We start from the raw sequence: 19,464 nt of genomic DNA on the forward strand, positions 1-19,464 counted from the left end.
GTGGACCAGGCCTCTCCGCTGTCACGCACGGCCGTCAGCACCGTGGCGGGGCAAGCGTTGCGCGATGCCTTGGCCGCGCATGGACCCACGGCGCTCTATTGCGTGCGAACCCTGGCGGCGGTGGCGCTGGCGCTCTATGTCGCCTTTTCGCTGCAGTTGGAGGCACCGTCGTCAGCGGCGGTCACCGTGCTGATCGTCGCCAACCCGGTCAGCGGCGCGCTGGTCTCGAAAAGCCTGTGGCGCCTGCTCGGCACCCTGATTGGCGCTGTGCTGGCGGTGGTGCTGATGGCAGCCTTCGCGCAGACGCCGCTGCTGTTCTTCATCATGTTCTCGCTGTGCATCGGCGCCGCCTGCGTCGTCTCCACCCTGCTGCGCTACTTCAAGGCCTATGCCGCGGTGCTCGCCGGCTACACCATCATTATTGTCTGTAACCCGGCGTTTGCCAATCCGAACGACATCTTCCCGAGCGCCTTGTCGCGGGTCTCGGCGGTCTCGGTCGGCATTGTCTCGGCGGCCCTGGTGTTCCTGCTGACCGAGCTGCGCGCGCCCTCGCGCCTGACGGAGGCCTCGCTCGGGCTGATCCGCGATACCGGCGCGGCCCTTGCCATGCATTTCGGCGGCGGCGGCGGCGAAGACCGCGAGGCGCTGCTGACCCGGGCGAATGGCCTGCACGAGATCATCGAATATGCGGCTGCCGACAGCAGCGCGGTGGCGCGCCGGGCGGGAACGCTCAGGCTGGGTGCGGCCGACCTGATGGGCAGCCTCTCGGCGCTGCATCCACGCACATCGAGCCTGGAACCCGGCCGCCTCGCGGACCAGGTGGCACGTGCCACCGCAGCGCTTGGCTGCATCGCCGTGGACGCGCCGGATGCGGTGCTGCATCAACTCACCCAGGCGCGCGAGAGCCTCGCGGCCATGCTGGAGGCACCGACTGCCGATCTCGTTGGCCTCGGCGACGTTGACCGCGCGCATGACCTGCTCGGCCGCCTGCATGACGCGATCGTCCGGCTGACCGACGTGGCCCCCAGCCAGCGCCACAGCCGGCTGCGACCGTTCCTGGACTGGCCGACGGCGCTGCGTAACGGCGCACGCGGCGGCATCGTCACCATGCTCGCCTGCCTGTTCTGGTATGTCACGCAATGGCCGAGCGGCCCGACACTGTTGGCTTTCCTGGTGCCCGCCGCCTGCCTGCTTGCCACCAACCCGAGCGCCTCGCGCGCCAGCGTCGATTTCTCGATCGGCACCCTGCTCGCGATCCCGGCGAGCTGGTTCTGCGAGACCTTTCTGCTGTCGCGGATCGACGGCTTCCCGCTGCTGATCGCGGCCCTCGGGGTGTGCCTGCTGCCGGGGATCTGGCTGCAGTTCCACCCCCGCCATGGCCTGCGCGCCTTCGGTTACGTGGTGTTTTTCAATGCGATGATCGCCGTAGGCAACCCGATCAGGTTCAACGATATCACCCTGCTCAATGGGTGGCTTGCGTTCATCATTGGCGCCGCCAGCCTGATCGTGGTGTTCCGCGTGCTGCTGCCGGCCAATGCGACGCGCGACAGTAACCGGCTCTCGCGCGCCCTGGCCCGTGCGGCGGCCTCGGCCGCTTCCGGCAGGCGCGCGCCCGATCGCGCGGTCTGGGAATACCAGCAGATGCAAAAGGTGCTGCGCCTGATCCAGCGGCTGGCCGGGGTGGATGCCGCCCGCAGGCAGCGCGTCACGGATTGCGCCCTGATCGCGGTCGAGATCGGACGCTGCGTGCTGCGGCTGCGCGCCATGCTGCCCGGGCTCTCACCGGAGACGGCGGAATGCGTGGCGGCGGCGCTGCGCGCGGCGGCAGACCTGCGCCGCGACCCGCTCGCGGCCGCCGACATGGTGGCGAACGCCGCGGCGACGCTCGCGGCACAGCCGGCGATGCCGGTGCAGGTCGCGCGCGCGGCCGCCCTGTTGGGCGAGATCGCGCGCCTGATTAAGGCGATACCGCATTTCCTCGCGCGCGACTTCAGGCTCGCCGATGCTGGCTGAGGTGCATGTCGCCGGCGTGCTGTTCGCACCGATCGTGCTGTATGCCCTGGCGGCGTTGGCGCTCCTGCTCGTCCTGCGCGCGGTGCTGTGGCGCGCCGGCTTCATGCGTCTGGTCTGGAACCTGCCGTTGTTCGAGCTGGCGCTGTATCTGTGCATCCTGTCGTTGCTGGTGTTGCTGGTCTGAAGATGAAGTCCTCCCTCCCTTTGATCCGCGCCGTGGTGCAGGTCACCCTCACCCTCGCCGTAGTGGTCGCGGCCCTGGTGCTCGGTGCGGCGCTCTGGCGCACCTACATGCTGGCCCCCTGGACCCGTGACGGAAGGGTGCGTGCCTATGTGGTCGATATTGCCCCAGAGGTCTCCGGCACGGTGGTATCGGTGATGGTCCGCGACAACGAACAGGTCCGGCGTGGAGAGCCGCTGTTTCAGATCGACCCAACCCGCTTCCGTCTGGCGATCGCCCAGGACCAGGCGCATTTGCAGACCGCCCAGGAGGATCTGCGTCTGCGCCAGTCCGACGCCAAGCGCCGCCAGGGCCTCGGCGGCATCGTCTCGGCGGAGGAGCGCGCGCGCGTCAATTCGGTGGCAAGCACCGCGCAGGCATCCGTCGACGCGGCGCAGGCGGCGCTCGATGTGGCCAGGCTCAATCTCGCCCGTGCGACGCTGTATGCGCCGGTCAATGGCTACGTTACCAACCTTGCCCTGCGCCAAGGCGATTATGTCGGGGCCGGCCAGGCCCGTATTGCCCTGATCGATTCCGATAGCTTCTGGGTATATGGCTATTTCGAAGAGACCAAGCTTGGCGGGATCCATGTCGGCGAGCCGGCCTCGATCAAGCTCATGGCCTATGCGCCACTGCTCACCGGCCATGTCGAGAGCATCACCCGCGGTATTCAGGACCAGAACGGCACCGCCAACGGCCTCGGCCTGCAGGACGTCAACCCGGTGTTCACCTGGGTGCGCCTGGCCCAGCGCATTCCGGTGCGCATCCATATCGACCACATCCCTGCCGGTGTGCTGCTGGCCGCAGGCATGACCTGCTCGGTCAGCGTCGGCACCGGGCGGCGGCGCGCGCCGCTGCAGAGCTGGCTCGAGACCCATCTTTGAGGCGCCCATCTTCAAGGCGATCTTGGGGAGCGGCGCTGCTGCTGCTGCTGTGCCGCTGCACGGTCGGGCCCGACTACCACCCGCCGCGCACCAAAATCCCCATTGGCTGGACCGAGCATGCGGCGACACCAGCGGAGATCGCGCGCACCGAGGCGCGCATGGCGGATTGGTGGGCGGCGTTCCGTGATCCGGTGCTCGACCGGCTGGTAGCCCGGGCGATCGCCGGCAACCTCGATCTGCAGATCGCGGGAGAGCGGCTGCTGGCGGCGCGCGACGTGCGCGAGGAACTCGCGGGCACGCTGGCGCCGCAGATCGACGCCACCGGCGAGGCGGGCATCCAGCGCTTTTCGACGACCCTCGAGTTCCCGCCGCTGCCCGGCGTGTCCTCGAGCAATCGGCTCTGGAGCCCGGGTTTTACCGCGAGCTGGGAGCTCGATGTGTTCGGCCGCATACGACGCGAAATCCAGGCGCAGGACGCGCTGGTCGGTGCTGATATCGAAGCCCGTCGCGGTATGCTGCTGGCGGTGCTCGGCGAACTCGTGGGCGACTATGTCGGCTTGCGTTCGGCGCAGCGTCAGCTCGCCATCGCCGGGCGCAACATCGGCGCGGCACGACAGAATCTCGGCCTGACTCAGCGCCTGTTCGCCGAAGGGATCGGCACCAGCCTGCAGGTCGCCCAGGCGCAGGCAGAGCTGGAGACCGAACTTGCAACCACGGATCCGTTGCGCACCGAAATCGCCCAGCTCAGCCACGCCATCGCCGTATTGCTCGGCCAGATGCCGGGCAGCCTGGAGGCGATGCTGCAATACCCGGCACCACTGCCGCGCGTGCCGGCGCTGCCGGTGATATTGCCGTCGATGGTGATCGCCAACCGGCCCGACATCAGGCAGGCAGAACGGCGCTACGCCGAGGCGACCGCGCGGATCGGCATAGCTGTGGCCGAGCTGTATCCGGATTTCTCGCTGCCGCTATCGATCGGCCTGCAATCGAGCATGCTGCACGAGCTATTCAGCGCCGACAGCCTGGCGTTCCAGCTCGTGCTCAGTGCCGCCCAGCCGCTGTATCACGGCGGCCGGCTGGATGCGCGGGTGCGGCAGGCCCGCGCCGAGGCCGAGGCTGCGCGATTATCCTACCGTCAGACGGTGCTCACCGGCTTTCGCGAGGTCGAGGATCGATTGGTTGCCTATGGCAACGACAAGCGGCGCGACGCGGTGCTGCATCGCGCGGCAGCCGACAATGCGCTGGCGCTGTCGCGGGCCAGGCGGCTGTATGCTGCCGGGTTGACCGGCTTCCTCGACGTGCTTAACGCCGAGCGCGCCACCTACGCGAGCGAAAACGAGGCGGCGATCGGCGATCTCGCCCGGCTACGTGATGCGGTGTCGCTCTATGTGGCACTCGGTGCCGGCTGGCAGGGGGCGGCGCTGAGTGCAACCAGGCTGCCGGTCAGCCTGGCGGCGCAGCATGCGATGGCGGCTCCGTAACGGCTTGGCGCGGGTTTTGCTTGGCAACCGCATCGAACCTGGAGCCAACAGCCATGACGCCACGCACGGCAGCCCTTCTCGCCGGCTCCGCTCTCTCGACGCTGGCCGCGGCGCCGGCACCTACGGCCAAGGGCGCGCAAAACATCGTCGTGGAGGCGAGCAAGGGCCATAAGAGCGCGGACGGGGTCACCGGGCTGCAGCCCGGCGGCGGCCTGATCAAAAAGGAGACGGCGCCGAAATCGCGGAGCACGGTCAGCAACGACTACATCCAAAAGCAGGCGCCGGCACAGAGCCCGTTCATTCTGGTGCAGTTGTTGCCCGGGGTTGTGGTCTCGGAGGTGGATCCCTGGGGTATCTCGGGGGGCGCTCTGAGCATGCGCGGGCTCGACCAGACGGAGATGGCCTTCATCTGGGAGGGCTCGCCGATCGCCGATATCGGTCTCTACACCACCTACCCGTCCGAGTTCGCCGACAACGAGAACCTCGACGAGTTGAGCCTGCAACAGGGCTCCTCGAACATCGATACGCCGACGATCAACGGCTCCGGCGGGCTGTTCACCTTCCATGATCGAGATCCGACCGACCGCTTTGGCGGCCTCGCCGATTACGGCTACGGCACCTACAAATACAACCGCGAATTCATCCGGCTCGATAGCGGCCTGATCGGCAATAGCGGCTTCAAGTTCTTCGTCTCGTATTCGCACCAGCATGACGTTGCCTGGCGCGGCAGCGGCACCGATGAGAAGAACCATCTCGATTTCAAGGGCGTGGAGCAATGGGGACAGGGCAACCGGATTGCCCTCGTCGGCGCCTATCAGGAATCGGTACAGAACAGCTACACCACGCCGACGCTCGCGCAGTACGCGCAGTTCGGCGATTCGTTGAACTTTGACGGCACCTACACGCCGGGCGACAGCAACTTCTACAAGCTCAATCGCAATCCCTACGCCAATTTCGAGATGAGCGGGCCGTCGCACTTCACGCTGACCGATCGATTGAGCCTCAATTTCATCCCCTACATGTGGTGGGGCCAGGGCAACGCCATCATCGGTGTGCCGTTCTTCAACTCCGGCAACTACCAGGGCGCGCAACTCGTCACCGCGCCGATCAACCTGCAATTCCCATTGCCTGGGGCCGCGAATTCAGAGCAAGCCATCCTCGCCTTTCAGGACCGGCAGTTGCGCAGCGGCTTCACGCTCAAATCATACTACCATCTCGGAGCCAACACCTTCTTCGGCGGCTGGTGGTACGACTATTCCAATGATTACGACACCGAACCCTACAGCCCGGTCAGCTATGCCGGCGAGCCGACCAGCGTCTATGGCCTCAACGGCAACATCAAGACGGCCGGCGGATTGCGGCTGCTCGGCCAGGACATCGATACCAAGACCGCGGTCAATGCATTGTTCGTCGGCGACACCATCAGCCTGCTGGCTGACCGGCTCTCGCTGCAGGTCGGCTTCAAGGAGTCTATCATCAACCGTGACGGCACCAACATGCTGCCCGGCCCGCAATATAAGTCCGTCCTCAACGACGCCCAACCGCTGCCCGCGATCTCGGCGCGCTACTTGATTGACGCGAACAGCCAGGTGTTCGCCAGTGTGACGACGAACGCCCGCTCGCCGGTCAACACCACGCTGTATAACACCTACTCCTCTGTAGACGGCTCCACGACGTTTCTTGGCGGCAGCAACGTCAAGGACGAGTACTCGATCTCCGAGGAACTCGGCTACCGTTATCAGGGCGACCTGTTCGTCGGCTCGGCGACCTATTTTCATTACAACTTCACCAACCGGCAGATCGCCAGCGTGGTCGCTGGCACCAATGGCGCGATCTCTACCGACATCAACGGCGGCGGCCAGACCTCGGACGGTATCGACGCCGAAATCGGCACCCGTCCGTTCCATCATTTCAGGCCGTATCTCTCCGGCCAGTATCTGCACACGACGATCGACAACAACATCGCCGCAGGCGGCGACTATCTCCCAACCGCCGGGAAGGAGGCGGTGCATAGCCCGAAATGGGTGTTCTCGGCCGCGATCGATTATGACGACGGCCGCTTTTTCGCCAATTTCAGCAACCGCTATGTCGGCCGGGAGTATGCCACCTTCATGAATGACGAGGTGTTGCCGGCGTTCTACGAAATGGACGCCGACGTCGGCCTGCGCTTACGCGATATCGGGTTTGCGAAATCGCCGACGGTGCAGCTCAACCTGATCAACCTGACCAACAATCACTTTCTGTCAGGCATCTCGACGGTCACGACCAACGCCAAGCCCACGATCGGCAGATATGGCACCACGATTGCCGGGGCGCCGCCGACCTACTTCATCGGCGAAGGGTTTGCCGCGATCGCTACGGTCAAGACCGCCTTTTAAGTGCCGCCGCCCGGCTGCAGGCTTCGGAGCAATAGCGGACCTCCTGCCAGACCTTCGCCCATTTGCGTCGCCAGGCGAATGGTCGGCCGCATTGCACGCAGATCTTGGTCGGGAGGTCCGCCTTGCGGCGCATCAGTTCTTCGAGGCGCCGGTCTTGTTGTCGATCGCATTGCCGCTGGCGTTGGCGCCGCGGGTGACGTCATGGCCGACCGCGCTGGCATCCTTGCCGGCACCGGCGATGGTGTTGCAGGCGGAGAGGCCCAGGCCGGCGGCAAGCAGGGCGGCCATGGTCAACAAGGAAGTGGTGCTGCGCGACATCGTATGCGTGCTCCAAAGGCGGATGAAAGACTCGGACCTGTAACGTCCGCGCGCGATTGAAGTTGCGATTGCCGGTTGTGTCCAGTCCCCTATGATCGCGCGACAGACGGGGGCCGCGTTGTATGACCGAGGACGAGACGCACCGTATCGGCGAGGCGCTGACCGCGACGATCTCGGCGCACGGGGCGGAGCTGCATTCCATACGCACCGCGGCCGGCGCCGAACTGCTATGGCAGGCCGGACCAGCGTGGCCCCGGCATGCCCCGGTGCTGTTCCCGATCGTAGGCCGGTTGGCGGAGGACACGCTGATCCATGAGGGCGTGCCCACGCGCATGACCCAGCACGGCTTTGCCCGCGACAGGAGGTTTGATTTCGTCAGCCGCGAGCGCGATGCCTGCCGCTTGCGCCTTGACGACGACGCGCAGAGCCGCGCGATCTATCCGTTCGCCTTCGAACTTGAGATCGACTACCGCATCGAAGGTCCGACATTGACCGTCGGCTACACCGTCTCCAACCCGTCCACGACACTCCTGCCCGCCTCGTTGGGCGCGCATCCGGCCTTCCTCTGGCCGCTTACCGCGGGTCTGCCGCGACAGGCCCATGCCATCATTTTCGAGCAGCCCGAGCCGGCGCCGGTCCGGCGGGTCGAGGACGGATTGCTCCGGCCAGACACCGAGCCCAGCCCGATCCGCGGCCGCACACTGGCACTCGACGACGCGCTGTTCACCAACGATGCACTGATCCTGGAGGCGCCGGCCAGCAGGTCGCTGCGCTACGGCGTCGCCGGCGGCCCGGGACTGCGGATCGCCTGGAGCGGCTTTCACCAGCTCGGCCTGTGGAGCAAGCCGGGTGCCGGCTTCCTCTGCATCGAGCCGTGGTCGGGCCTCGCCAGCCCGCGCGGCTTTGCCGGCGAATTCCGCGACAAGCCGCATCTGATGCGGATCCCGCCCGGCGCGTCACGCCACTCCTCCTGGAGCGTCACCGTCGAATCCATCGCCTGAGCCAACAATTGGGGAAATTTGCCAATGCCTCGGCAAAACCGGCGGAAGACCGGCCCACGGATTCTGGCACGACGCTTGCTCCATCCCCACTATCAACCTTCCGACTAGGCCCGACCGAGGAGCCCCGCGCATGGCCTACCGCCCATACGAACCCTTCCGGACCGACCTGCAGCCGTTTGCTGCACCAAGCGACGGTGGCCGCGGCATCGCCAACATCAACTACGCCCTCTACATCGCCGGCTTCTTCACCGGCATCACCCCGTTCATCGGCGTGGTGCTGGCCTACATGAAGCGCGGCCACGCGTCCTGGCTGGTGCGCTCGCACCTGGACTGGCAGATCCGCATCTTCTGGCACTGTATCGCCTACGGCATCGGCATCGTCGTGCTGCACGCCCTCGTCGTTGGGCTCGGCTTCCTCACCTTCGGTGTCGGGCTGGTGTTCCTGATCATCCCGTGGGGGCTCGCCGCCTGGTGGCTGGTCTGGACCATCTGGGCGATCGTCAAGGGCCTGCAACGCCTGGGCCGCGACGAGCCGATCCGTTGACCGGGTAGCAACCCGCGGATTGGATGCTCGACGCGGCGTAGCAAAAACGTGACGTCACGCCGTGAACCCGCGAGCCTCACAGCGCCGTTATCCTACACGGATAGCTTTGAGGCGTCTGGATGAGCAAGCGGTCAGTGACCAGCACGCGGCACCCGGCGCTCCGCCAGGCGCTGGATTGGACGGTGGCGAGAGTGCCGCGGTTGCAACGGCTACAAACGCGCCGGCGCCTGCTTGCCCGCATGCACCAGGCACTCGGCTACCGCCCAAATTTGCGCAATCCGAGGACTTTCAACGAAAAGATCGCCTGGCGGATGCTGCATGACCGCAATCCGCTGATCCCTCTCACCACCGACAAGATCGCGGTGCGTAACTGGGTCGCCGCGCGGCTTGGGCAAGAGGTGCTCGTGCCGCTACTCGGGGTTTGGGACTACGCCGCGGATATCCCGTGGGACGCGCTGCCGTCGTCCTTTGTACTGAAGGCGAGCCATGGCTGGAACATGAACCTGCTCGTGCGCGACAAGCGGACGGTGGACCGCGCGTCGGCCTTGGCAACCGCCGATCAATGGCTGCGGACCAGTCATGATGCCGAGACTGGGGAATGGGGCTACCGCAGCGTGCCGCACCGGCTATTGGCCGAGACGCTGCTGGTCGATGAAGCCGGCGACGTTCCGGCCGATATCAAGCTCCACGTGTTCGGCGGCAGAATGCGGATGTTTGAGGTGCATAGCGGCCGCTTCGACGATCATCGCTCGGCCTATTTCGGCACCGCGATGCAGCGGTTGCCGTTCACGCATTTCCTGCCGCCGGATCACGACTGGACGCCGCCGCCGAACATCGCCGAACTCATACGCATCGCCGAATGTCTCGGCGCCCCCTTCGACTATGTCCGTGTCGACCTTTACGCCATCGGCGGCGTTGCCTATTTTGGTGAGCTCACGCACTATCAGGGTAGCGCGTGCATCGCCTTCGTGCCGCCCGAGTACGATCGGATCGTCGGCGACATGTGGGAGCTGCCGAAGACCCGCCACCGTTAGCGCGTGCCGCGTCCGGATGCCAGTTCCGTCACCACCCCGTGCAGCGTGCGCAACTCCTGCTGCGTGACCTCGCCGCGGGCGAAGAAGTGGCGCAGGTTGCGGACCATGCCGGGGCGCTTGGGGGCGTTGCGCAGAAAGCCGCAGGCGTCGAGTTCGCGGATCAGGTGGCTGAGGAAGTTGTCGAGTTCGGCCTTGTCGGCGACCTCGGTGGCATTGGTCATCAAGGTATGCGGCGGGGTCTCGTCCGTGGTCAGCCACCATTCGTAGGCCATGATCATCACGGCCTGGGCGAGGTTGAGCGAGCTGAATTCGGGGTTGAGCGGGTAGCGGATCAGTGCGTCGGCGCGGGCCATGTCCTCGCTGTCCAGCCCTGCCCGCTCGGGTCCGAACAGCAGGCCGCAACGCAGACCGCGGCGCAGGATTGCGTGCAGCTCGGCGCTGGCGCCACGCGCGGTGAGCACCGGCTTGATGACCTGGCGCGGCCGCGGACAGGTTGCGAACACACGATGCAGGTCGGCGGTGGCGCCGGCCAGGTCGGGATGGATCTGCGCTGCATCGAGGATGCGGTCGGCGCCTGACGCGGATCGCCAGGCCCGTTCCTGCGGCCAGCCGTCGCGCGGTGCGACCAGGCGCAGATGGAAAAGCCCGCCATTGGCCATCGCGCGCGCGCAGGCGCCGATGTTCTCGGCGAGTTGCGGCCGCACCAGGATCACGATTGGGCTCGGGTCGATTGGCACGAGCGGCGCTCCGCCGTCGCGGCCGGTCACTGGCGGCGCCAGGTGGTGCCGGTGGCGTTGTCCTCAAGGACGATGCCTTCTGCTGCGAGTGCCGCGCGGATCGCGTCGCTTTGGGCGAAGTCGCGGGCCTTGCGGGCGGCGAGACGTTCGGCGATCAGGGCCTCGATCCGCGCGGAGTCCGCACTCCCGTGGAACCAGGTTGCGGGATCTTCTTGCAGCAGTCCGAGCATGGCCGCCGAGGCACGCAGCGCGCCCGCGGCGCTGGTGTCGCCGGCGAGGGCCGCGTCGGCGAGGGCGTGCAGCACCGAGATTGCGCGTGGGGTATTCAGGTCGTCGCACAGGGCGGCGAGGAAGGCCGGTGCCGGCGTGGTTGGGGCTGGGGCATGTGTTAGGGCGCGGTAGAAGCGATCGAGGGTCTGCTTGGCATCGATGAGTCCGGCCTGGGTGAAGTTCAGCACCGAGCGGTAGTGCGTGCCGAGCAGCAGCAGCCGTAGCGCCTCCGCTGGCGCCTGGGTCAGGATTTCGCCGATGGTGAGGATATTGCCCAGGCTCTTGGACATCTTCTCGCCCTCGACCAGCAGCATGGCGTTATGCAGCCAGTATTGCGCAAAGGCGCTGCCGGGCCAGGCGCACAGGCTTTGCGCGCGCTCGTTCTCGTGGTGCGGGAACAGCAGGTCGGTGCCGCCGCCATGGATGTCGAAGCTCTCGCCAAGGTAGCGATGCGCCATCGCCGAGCATTCGAGGTGCCAGCCCGGCCGGCCGCGGCCCCATGGGCTGTCCCAGCCGGGGAGCGTATCGTCGGAGGGTTTCCACAGCACGAAATCGCCGGGGTCGCGCTTGTAGGGTGCGACGTCTATGCGGCCGCCGGCGAGCAGCTCGTCCGGATCGCGCCCCGAGAGACGGCCGTAGTCGGCGAAGTGCGCGACCGCGAACAGCACGTGTCCGGAGGTGGTGTAAGCATGACCTGAGTCCAGCAGGCGGGTGATGAGTGCAATCATCTCACCGATATGCTGCGTGGCGCGTGGCTCGATATCGGGCGGCAGCATGCCGGCGGCGGCGAGATCGGCGTGGAACTCGGCTGTGGTGGCGGTCGTGAGGTCGCCGATCGGTATGGCGAGTTCGGCGGCGCGTGCGTTGATCTTGTCGTCGATGTCTGTAATGTTGCGAACGTAGGTGACGCGCGGATAGAGCGTGCGCAGCAGCCGCACCAGCACGTCGGCGGCGAGCATTGCGCGCAGATTGCCGATATGGGCGCGGCCGTAGACGGTCGGCCCACAGAAATACAGCCGCACGTGCAGGGGATCGAGCGGCGTGAATACCCGCTTGCCGCGTGTGAAGCTGTCGTGGAGCACAAGGTCGGGCATTGCGAGGTTCTGCGGTGCTCGGCGCAACCGCGCAAGTGCATTAACCTGTGCTGCATGCATGTTGCCCTGGTCATACTCCTGCTGCTGTCGGCCACCGCGCTGAGCAGCCTGATCACCCGTGCGATCCGCGTGCCGCTGCCGCTGCTGCAGATTGCCATGGGCGTGCTGATCGACCTCGCCGGCCTGCCGCTTCGGCTCGAGCCGGATGTGTTCATGCTGCTGTTCATCCCGCCGCTGCTGTTCGCCGACGCCTACGTGATGCCGATGCGTGCGTTTCGCAGGCTGCGCGGTGTCATCCTTGCCCTGGCGCTCGGGCTGGTGCTGTTCAGCACGCTTGCCGGCGGTTGGTTCATCCATTGGCTGGAACCCGGTGTGCCGCTCGCGGCATGCTTCGCGCTGGCCGCCGTGCTGTCGCCCACCGACGCGGTGGCAGTGGGCTCGATCCTTGAGGGCAGCCGGGCGCCGCGACGCTTTCTGCATATCCTCTCGGGCGAGGCGCTGCTCAACGATGCCTCGGGACTGGTCTGCTTCAGGTTTGCGGCCCTTGCCACGATGAGTGGCGGCTTTTCGCTGCTCGGCGCTTCCGGCACCTTTTTGGGGATGGTGGCCGGCGGGGTGGGGGTGGGGATCGTTGTGGGATGGCTGGCAAGCCGGTTGACGAGCATCCTGGCGCGTCGCGCACCCGACGCGCCGGCGGCGCACGTCACCCTGGTCGCCATGTTGCCGTTCGCCGCGTACCTCGGCGCCGAGCGGCTCGGCGGGTCGGGGATCCTGGCCGCGGTGGCTGCCGGGATTACGCTCAACCGGGCCGGTGGCGGCGGCGGATTCGCACAATTGCGGCTGAACCATCAGGTCGTCTGGTCGATGATCGGCTTCCTGTTCAACGGCGTCATTTTCCTGCTTCTCGGGCTGCAGCTGCCGCAGATCGTCGCGCGCGCGATGGACCTGGCGCGAGCCGACAGGCTGCCGGCCTGGCAGCTGCCGGTAACGGTGCTGCTGACTACCCTGGCGCTGATCGCGCTGCGGCTGGTCTGGCTTAGGCTGTCGCTCGCGGTGCGCTGGACGCATGCCAGGCTGCGTCGGCGGCAGGCCGTGCAGCCGTCATGGCGCGGCAGCCTGGCGATCGCGGTCGCTGGCGTGCGCGGCGCGATCACGCTGGCGGCGGTGCTGTCGCTGCCGGCGGCGAGCCAGGACACGCGCGGCTTTCCGCATCGCGATCTGCTGATCGCCATCGCGGCCGGGGTGATCATCTGCTCGATGCTGCTGGCGGCCATGCTGCTGCCGCTGCTGGTGCGCAATCTCGCGTTGCCGGAGCCGGATACGCTTGAGCAGGAGATCGCGGCGGCCCGCATCGCCATGGCGCGGGCGGCACTGGAGGTGACAGGCCAGTTCCGCGACCGGGTCGCCACTGATGACGACGCCGCCGCCCTGGTCGCGGATACGGTCGGTGGCGAGCATCAGCGCCGGCTTGAGCGCCTGGAGGCCGATGAGGCGAACGACAAGCGAGCCCGGGCGATCAACCTGCATCGGCGAGAGACGGCACTGCGCCTGCGTGCCCTGCGCGCGCAGCGGGCGGAGCTGAGCAGGCTGTTGCGGGCGGAGCGCATAGACGACGAGGGGTCGCGGCGGCTGCAGCATGAGCTCGACATGGAGGAGGCCGCCCTGCTCGGCTCCGCCGAGGCGCTGGCAAAGCTGTGAACCCCGTCAGTGCGCTGCTTGCGCGGCCTGCTTGCGCAAATGCGGCCGCGCCCGGTCCCACACACGCATGCCGCTCAGCGCCAGCGATGCCATCGAGGGCAGCAGGCGCGGCTGCATCAGCGCCGGATCGAACGCACCCATGCGTCGCGAATTCTCGCGCACGCAATCCTCGACGAAACCCTGGAACGAAAAGCCGTCGAGGAACATGTTGGCCTGGGTGACGGCGAAGTTGCGGCCGTCATTCTGCTTTTGGCCGCGCTGGACCATGCCGAGCAGCCGCTTGCCCGCACGCGAATAGAACCGCAGGGACTTCATCGCGCGACGTGCGCCGCCCAGGCCGCGCTTACGCTCGCGCCAGGCCATATAGTTGATGAAGAACACGATATGTCGTGTCTCCTCGCCCATCAGGGTGTCGAAGATGTCGAACATCGCCGCCGGCAGGAACTCGGATTCGCGCGCGGTCTTGAAGGCGCCGAAGCCAAGAAAGGCGTCGAGGCACTCGCCGAAGCCGAAATCGATGAAGGCGGTTTCCAGATCAGCGGGGAACGTCTCCATCGGCTGCTCATGCGCGTCGATGCCGTAGCGGTCGATCATCACCCGGATCAGCTTGGCGTGGCGGGCCTCCTCGATCCCTTGCAGCGCCACCGCCTCGCGTACGATCGGGTCAGTGACCTGCGGAGTGAAGGCATCGACAATGGCGCCGGCGCGACGTTCGGTGTGGTACACCTCCTGCCAGAACGGGACTCCGCGCAGCCGGGCGAGCTCGGCGTCGGTCAGGTCCGGCCAGGGCAGCGTCTCCGGGTCGAAACTCAGATGGGTCTCGATGAAGTGGCGGCAGAAGAGGGTCTTGTGCGCCTCCGAACCGGCTTGCATGGCCTTGCGAACTCCCCGTTGATCGACCGGGGGAGAATGGGCCCGCGGCGACGCCGTTCCAAGGGGCCGCAGGCTCTACCTTGCCTGATTGGGGGACTGCGGCGCGCCGATTGCCGCATACAGGCGCATCGAGGGTGGCCAGGCGTGCATGATCGGTCGGCGCCAGTGCGTGACACCGCCGATCATGCCGAGCAGCAGGAGCAGGCTCGCGGCCCAGCCGATGCCCCATACGGGCAGGCGCCGGGCCGTGGCCGCAGGTGGGGGTGGGGGCGGTGCCGCCGCGCGCATCGCGGACTGCCGCAGCAGCGTGCTCGCCGCCCGCACCACCGCGATCTCCGGCGGCTCGGCACCAACAACGGGGGCACAGCCGGCAGCCCGCCATTGACGATCGCAGCGGGCGCAGCGAAGGCCACGGGCGGCGCCGAGCTGGGCGTCGGGCACCTCGTAGGTCGCGGCACAGCCGGGACAGTTTATCCGCATCCTGGCCGGACCTCCTGTAGGATGCGGTCAGATCTGCGCGATGCGAGACGGGACAGGGCCATGATCCGGCTTATGGACATACAACTTCGTATCGGAATTGCATCATTATCACCGGTCGTGCTGCGCGACATCAGTTTTTCGGTGCCGCAGGGCGGGTTTCGCTGGCTGCTGGGGCCGTCGGGTGCTGGCAAGTCGAGCCTGTTGCGGGTGCTGCAGCTTGCGGCCCGGCCATCGGGCGGACGGCTCGAGCTGTTCGGCGCGGTGGTGCATCCGAAGCGTCGGCGCGAGCGTGCCCGGCTGCGGCGGCGCATGGGCGTGGTGCACCAGGATTTCCGCCTGCTCGCGGATCTCAGCGTGTTCGACAATGTCGCGCTGCCGATGCGTCTCGCGGGCCTGAGCGAGACGCGGGTGGCGGCGGAGGCGAGCGACATGCTCGGCTGGCTGGGTCTTGGCCGCAAGCTTCAGGTGCGGCCCCGCGAGCTCTCCGGCGGCGAGCAGCAGCGGGTGGCGATCGCGCGCGCGGTGGTGCTGCGGCCGCCGCTGCTGCTCGCCGACGAGCCGACCGGCTCGCTCGACGCGGCGCAGGCGATGCGGCTGCTGGAGCTGCTGCGCGAGCTGAACCAGCTCGGCTCGACGGTGATCGTCGCCACCCATAACGAGCAGCTTGTGCAGCGCTTTCCGGCACCCGCGCTGCGACTCGAGCGCGGCCGTCTGCTGGCGGAGCCCGCTGCTTGAGCCGGCGCGATGCCGCCACGGACGGTCTGCAGCTGCGTCGGGCGATGCCGGAACGCATGCTGCCGGCGCTGGTCGCGGCAATGGCCTTCCTGGCAGCTTTGGCCATCGCCGGCGCCATCGGCACGCACCTGCTGGCACGGCGCTGGAGCAGCGGTGCTGCGGCGCTGGTGACGGTGCAGGTGCCTGACCCCGGTGCGCCGAGCGGCGGCGGCCTGCCGCGGATCGAGGCGGTGATGGCGCGGCTTGGCACGACACCCGGGCTGGAGGACGTGCGGCGTTTAGATGAAGCGGAGCTGCGCCGTCTGCTGCGGCCCTGGCTGGGCGGCGGGGAGATGCCGTCGCTGCCGTTGCCGGGGGTGGTCGAGGTGCGGCTCGGCTCCGGCATGCACGTGCCCGGCCTGTTGGCGCGCCAACTCGAGGACGCGGCACCGGGGGTGATCGTCGAGGACAGCGCACCCTGGAGCGACCGGCTGCTGGCACTGGCGACCAGCCTACAGGCCTGTGCCGGGCTGGCGCTGCTGACGGTGACTGTGGTTGCCGGCGGCGTTGTGGCGCTGGCGACGCGGGCCGGGATTGCCACGCGTCGCGATGCCATAGAGATCGTGCATGGGCTGGGCGCCAGCGACGGCTATATCGCCGGGCGGTTCGCGCGCCGCGCGGGCTGGCTCGCCTTGGTCGGCGCGGTGGCGGGAACGCTGCTGGCGTTGCCGCTGCTGGGCGGTCTGTCGCACCTGGCAGCACCCTTTGCCGCCGGACGGGTCACCACCCTGGCCGATGCTACCTTGGCCAGTGCTGCCACGGCCGCGGACAGTTGGGCCGTGTTGGAGAGCCTGCTTCCTGACATGCTGCCTTGGCCGCTGCTTGCGGCGCTGCCGGTGCTGCCGCTGGCGGCCGGAGTGATCGGCTGGCTTACCGCGCAGGGCACGGTGCGTGTCTGGTTGCGGCGGCTGCCGTGAGGCGCTGGTGTGGCGCGCTGATGCTGGCGGCTTGCCTCGCCTGGGGCAGCGGGTTCGCGCTGTTCGCCTGGCGCGCGCTGCAGCCGCCGGGACCACCGCCGCGCGGCGACGGGATCGTGGTGCTGACCGGAGGCGCCGGTCGGATCGCGGCGGCGATCGCCCTGCTGGAGGCGAACCGGGCCCGGCTGCTGCTAATCTCCGGGGTCGAGCCGAACCTCGAACTCGCCGGGCTGTTGCGTGCCTCAGACGTAGCAGTGGCGCCGGGCTCCGACCTGCGGTCGCGGATCATGCTCGGGCACGCCGCCACCAGCACGCTCGGCAACGCCGTGGAGACGGCGGATTGGGCGCGCGCCAATGGGCTGCACCGGCTGATCGTGGTCACCGCCGGCTATCATATGCCGCGCGCGCTGGATGACATCGAAGCGGCGTTGCCGAACGCCACCCTGTTGCCCTATCGGGTGCTGCCGCCCGGCTTGCGAACGCGGCACTCGTTGGCTGGATCGTTGGGCGTCCTGCGCTTGCTGCTGAGTGAGTATGACAAGTGGCTGCTGGTCGCCTCCGGCCTGACCGGGGTGGCGCATCTGAGGGAGATCGCATGACGCTGGTGCGCGCCGGCCTGTTCAACCTGTATTTCTGCCTGCTGACCGTGGCCATGGGATTGGGCGCGTTTTGGATCCGGTGGTTCGCCAGGGAACATGCGCTTGCCTATGCCGGCCTCTGGTGCCGACTCACCTTACACGGGCTGCGCGTAATCTGCGGCATACGCATCGCCCTAACCGGCGTCGAGCATCTGCCGGAGGGGCCGGTGCTGATCGCCTCGCAGCACCAGTCTGCCTTCGATACGCTGGTCTGGCTGACGCTGGTGCGGCGGCCCGCCTATGTGATGAAGCGCGAGCTGACCCGGCTTCCCCTGGTCGGGCCGATGCTGCTGCTGGCCGGGATGATCCCGGTCGACCGGCAGGCGGGGGCGAAGGCGCTGCGGGCCTTGTTGCGGCATGCCGACGCGGCGGTAGCGGAAGGACGGCAGATCGTGATCTTCCCCGAGGGTACGCGCGTCGCCGCGGGAGAGTCGGTGGCGCTGCAGCCCGGCGTGGCGGCGCTGGCCGCGCATACCCGGCTGCCGGTGGTGCCGGTGACGACGGATTCCGGCCGCTGCTGGTCGCGTCGCGCCTTCGTCAAGCGGCCTGGCACGATCCATATCGCCATCGGTCCGGCCATTTGCCCGGAGCAGTTGCGCGGGCGGCCGCGGGCGGCCTTGCTCGAGGCGATCCGCAGCACCTGGGCCAGCGAGGAGGTGCACTTCGCGGCGGCGGTCTGTAGCGCGGGACGGGACAGTCCTGTGGATAAGTCTGTGGGCAGCATGTCGCGGCAGGTGTGAAAAAGGTGGCAAGTACCTGTCATGGCTGGTGCCGGGCGGGTCGGCGTGGTCGAGCCTGACGCCCTCGGTGTCACCAGGCGTCCGCGACCGGACCGTAACTTGCCAGACCACAGAAGCGGTTTTGCCGCAGCCCGCGGGGTTGGCATGATGCCGAGGTGCCGCGCGCGCAGCGATCGCCGCCGTCGTTCGAGCGCGGCGCCGGCACACTGCGATTATGTGGATGAAATCCGGCGTGCCGCCGCCAGGCGTGCGAAAAGCGTGGTGGCTCAGAGGGTTCTCGGGACTTTGGCGTGAACACGGGACGTCGGGGCAAGGCGGGGGGGCGGCTTTGGGGCGCCCTGGTTCTGGCGGGCCTGCTGCTGGCAGCGGACAGCCTGCTCTGGCTGCGGATGCAACGTATGCTGTCGCAGCGGCTGGAGGCCCTGCGCGATACCGCGGCCAGTCACGGCTGGCGGCTTGAGATCGCGCAGGGCGGACGTGGCGGCTGGCCCTGGGCCGCGACCCTGGACCTGCCTCTCGTACGGCTGCGCGGCGCACCCGCTTTGCTGCCAACGACGATCACGTGGTCGGGCGAGCGCCTGATCGTCTCGCTGTCGCTCGCGCATCCGCGCCGCATGACCGTGCTGGCGCACGGCACCCAGACGCTGTCGTTCGGGGATCGCGGCGACCTGCCGCGTGTGCGGTTCTGGGGGGGCGAGATTGCGCTGCATCTGCCGGCCTGGTCGCACCAAAGCCATGTGGCGACATTCGATGCGCGGGCGCTGCACGTGGCTCGTGCCGGCGCCGGGCCGGACGACGTGCTGACCGCGGCCAGCCTGGCGGGCAGCGTGCGTTGGACCGCCGACGCGCAGGCGGTCAGGCTTGCCGTGGACGCGATCGGGCTGCCCCGCGACGCGGGTACGGCGACCAGCCAGGTTGTGCCAGGTGTGACACTCGCGGCATCGCTCAGCGGCGACGGGCGGCTGTTGCTGCAGGAGGCGGCACTACGCTGGAAGGATGCGCAGGTCATTCTCAGCGGCGCCGCCACGCTGCCGCGCGGCGGCAATGGCGCATTCTCGGTGCATATCGTCGGTGCGGACGCCTTGCTTTCGATGGCGGCGACCGCCGGCATCCTTACGCCTCGGGCTGCATCGACGGCGCGGGCGGTGCTTGCCTTGATTACCAGCGCCGGCGGCGTTGCGACCGGTCCAGTGGTGTTGCCGCCGCTTGATCTGCCACTCGGTCTGCATGACGGCGTGCTGTCACTCGGCCGCATTCCGCTGCTGCGCCTCCCCTCGCCGGAGCCGGCGCCGCGGCAACAACACTGATTGGCGGCGTTATAACCGGATGGCCGCCGCATTCGGCCTGCAACTAGCATTGCGGATCCTTCG

The 19,464-nt window shown here is 67.8% G+C and carries 20 protein-coding genes; 14 read left to right on the forward strand and 6 right to left on the reverse strand.

All coding sequences use genetic code 11. The features are described 5' to 3' along the window. From ACQY4K_RS05210 to ACQY4K_RS05230, 5 genes are read left to right on the forward strand one after another with little or no spacing between them, the layout of a single operon-like run. On the forward strand, window positions 1-2,013 hold the full coding sequence (locus tag ACQY4K_RS05210; RefSeq protein WP_428394036.1) for an FUSC family protein: 2,013 nt from the start codon (window positions 1-3) through the stop codon (window positions 2,011-2,013). Continuing rightward, window positions 2,003-2,197: a DUF1656 domain-containing protein gene (locus ACQY4K_RS05215; RefSeq protein WP_428394038.1), complete on the forward strand. Its 195-nt coding sequence runs from the start codon at window positions 2,003-2,005 to the stop codon at window positions 2,195-2,197. Before ACQY4K_RS05210 ends, ACQY4K_RS05215 begins: the two co-directional genes overlap by 11 nt. A gap of 2 nt (window positions 2,198-2,199) precedes the next feature. Next, complete coding sequence (locus ACQY4K_RS05220) at window positions 2,200-3,117, forward strand: efflux RND transporter periplasmic adaptor subunit (RefSeq protein WP_428394040.1); 918 nt, start codon at window positions 2,200-2,202, stop codon at window positions 3,115-3,117. Continuing rightward, window positions 3,114-4,598 carry an efflux transporter outer membrane subunit gene (locus tag ACQY4K_RS05225; RefSeq protein WP_428394042.1) on the forward strand — a complete coding sequence of 495 codons (1,485 nt, stop codon included), beginning with the start codon at window positions 3,114-3,116 and terminating at the stop codon, window positions 4,596-4,598. The genes ACQY4K_RS05220 and ACQY4K_RS05225 overlap by 4 nt, the downstream gene beginning before the upstream one ends. 53 nt (window positions 4,599-4,651) lie before the next feature. Further along, window positions 4,652-6,976: a TonB-dependent receptor gene (locus tag ACQY4K_RS05230; protein ID WP_428394044.1), complete on the forward strand. Its 2,325-nt coding sequence runs from the start codon at window positions 4,652-4,654 to the stop codon at window positions 6,974-6,976. Here ACQY4K_RS05230 and ACQY4K_RS05235 read toward each other — a convergent pair. Both ACQY4K_RS05235 and ACQY4K_RS05240 read right to left on the reverse strand, forming a co-directional pair. After that, window positions 6,960-7,109 (reverse strand): DUF2256 domain-containing protein, encoded by a 150-nt coding sequence (locus tag ACQY4K_RS05235; protein WP_428394046.1) that lies wholly within the window; start codon window positions 7,107-7,109, stop codon window positions 6,960-6,962. The genes ACQY4K_RS05230 and ACQY4K_RS05235 overlap by 17 nt on opposite strands. Beyond that, a complete protein-coding gene (locus ACQY4K_RS05240; RefSeq protein WP_428394048.1) occupies window positions 7,109-7,294 on the reverse strand; it encodes an entericidin in 186 nt (61 codons plus the stop codon). The genes ACQY4K_RS05235 and ACQY4K_RS05240 overlap by 1 nt, the downstream gene beginning before the upstream one ends. A gap of 122 nt (window positions 7,295-7,416) precedes the next feature. On the opposite strand from ACQY4K_RS05240, the gene ACQY4K_RS05245 reads away from it, so the two are divergent. From ACQY4K_RS05245 to ACQY4K_RS05255, 3 genes are all read left to right on the forward strand, one after another. Then, window positions 7,417-8,295 (forward strand): aldose 1-epimerase family protein, encoded by an 879-nt coding sequence (locus ACQY4K_RS05245; RefSeq protein WP_428394050.1) that lies wholly within the window; start codon window positions 7,417-7,419, stop codon window positions 8,293-8,295. A 130-nt stretch (window positions 8,296-8,425) separates the two neighbouring features. After that, complete coding sequence (locus ACQY4K_RS05250) at window positions 8,426-8,839, forward strand: DUF4870 family protein (protein WP_428394052.1); 414 nt, start codon at window positions 8,426-8,428, stop codon at window positions 8,837-8,839. Window positions 8,840-8,958: 119 nt separating this feature from the next. After that, window positions 8,959-9,873, forward strand: a complete 915-nt coding sequence (locus tag ACQY4K_RS05255) for an ATP-grasp fold amidoligase family protein (RefSeq protein ID WP_428394054.1) — start codon at window positions 8,959-8,961, stop codon at window positions 9,871-9,873. Here ACQY4K_RS05255 and ACQY4K_RS05260 read toward each other — a convergent pair. Together ACQY4K_RS05260 and cysS are read right to left on the reverse strand one after the other, a co-directional pair. Beyond that, on the reverse strand, window positions 9,870-10,640 hold the full coding sequence (locus tag ACQY4K_RS05260) for an RNA methyltransferase (RefSeq protein ID WP_428394056.1): 771 nt from the start codon (window positions 10,638-10,640) through the stop codon (window positions 9,870-9,872). The two genes, ACQY4K_RS05255 and ACQY4K_RS05260, sit on opposite strands and share 4 nt — an antisense overlap. After that, window positions 10,637-11,974 carry a cysteine--tRNA ligase gene (gene cysS, locus ACQY4K_RS05265; protein ID WP_428394057.1) on the reverse strand — a complete coding sequence of 446 codons (1,338 nt, stop codon included), beginning with the start codon at window positions 11,972-11,974 and terminating at the stop codon, window positions 10,637-10,639. Before cysS ends, ACQY4K_RS05260 begins: the two co-directional genes overlap by 4 nt. A gap of 54 nt (window positions 11,975-12,028) precedes the next feature. On the opposite strand from cysS, the gene ACQY4K_RS05270 reads away from it, so the two are divergent. Beyond that, window positions 12,029-13,672, forward strand: a complete 1,644-nt coding sequence (locus ACQY4K_RS05270; RefSeq protein WP_428394059.1) for a Na+/H+ antiporter — start codon at window positions 12,029-12,031, stop codon at window positions 13,670-13,672. Between the two features lie 6 nt (window positions 13,673-13,678). Here ACQY4K_RS05270 and ACQY4K_RS05275 read toward each other — a convergent pair whose 3' ends face one another. Both ACQY4K_RS05275 and ACQY4K_RS05280 read right to left on the reverse strand, forming a co-directional pair. Next, the gene (locus ACQY4K_RS05275; protein ID WP_428394060.1) at window positions 13,679-14,545 is read right to left on the reverse strand and encodes a hypothetical protein; all 867 of its coding nucleotides are present in this window, start codon (window positions 14,543-14,545) and stop codon (window positions 13,679-13,681) included. A gap of 75 nt (window positions 14,546-14,620) precedes the next feature. Continuing rightward, on the reverse strand, window positions 14,621-15,025 hold the full coding sequence (locus ACQY4K_RS05280) for a zinc-ribbon domain-containing protein (protein ID WP_428394062.1): 405 nt from the start codon (window positions 15,023-15,025) through the stop codon (window positions 14,621-14,623). 60 nt (window positions 15,026-15,085) lie between these two features. On the opposite strand from ACQY4K_RS05280, the gene ACQY4K_RS05285 reads away from it, so the two are divergent. The 5 genes from ACQY4K_RS05285 to ACQY4K_RS05305 all read left to right on the forward strand — a co-directional run bounded on the left by ACQY4K_RS05285 (window position 15,086) and on the right by ACQY4K_RS05305 (window position 19,401). Further along, window positions 15,086-15,760, forward strand: coding sequence for a cell division ATP-binding protein FtsE (locus tag ACQY4K_RS05285; RefSeq protein WP_428394064.1), 675 nt, complete (start codon window positions 15,086-15,088; stop codon window positions 15,758-15,760). Window positions 15,761-15,804: 44 nt separating this feature from the next. Next, complete coding sequence (locus tag ACQY4K_RS05290) at window positions 15,805-16,716, forward strand: cell division protein FtsX (RefSeq protein WP_428395981.1); 912 nt, start codon at window positions 15,805-15,807, stop codon at window positions 16,714-16,716. Next, window positions 16,713-17,315, forward strand: a complete 603-nt coding sequence (locus ACQY4K_RS05295) for a YdcF family protein (RefSeq protein WP_428394066.1) — start codon at window positions 16,713-16,715, stop codon at window positions 17,313-17,315. The genes ACQY4K_RS05290 and ACQY4K_RS05295 overlap by 4 nt, the downstream gene beginning before the upstream one ends. Next, window positions 17,312-18,094, forward strand: coding sequence for a lysophospholipid acyltransferase family protein (locus ACQY4K_RS05300; RefSeq protein ID WP_428394068.1), 783 nt, complete (start codon window positions 17,312-17,314; stop codon window positions 18,092-18,094). The genes ACQY4K_RS05295 and ACQY4K_RS05300 overlap by 4 nt, the downstream gene beginning before the upstream one ends. A gap of 290 nt (window positions 18,095-18,384) precedes the next feature. After that, on the forward strand, window positions 18,385-19,401 hold the full coding sequence (locus ACQY4K_RS05305; RefSeq protein WP_428394070.1) for a DUF2125 domain-containing protein: 1,017 nt from the start codon (window positions 18,385-18,387) through the stop codon (window positions 19,399-19,401). Window positions 19,402-19,464: the final 63 nt, after the last annotated feature.

Source organism: Lichenicoccus sp., assembly GCF_965276875.1.
Classification (GTDB): Bacteria; Pseudomonadota; Alphaproteobacteria; order Acetobacterales; family Acetobacteraceae; genus Lichenicoccus.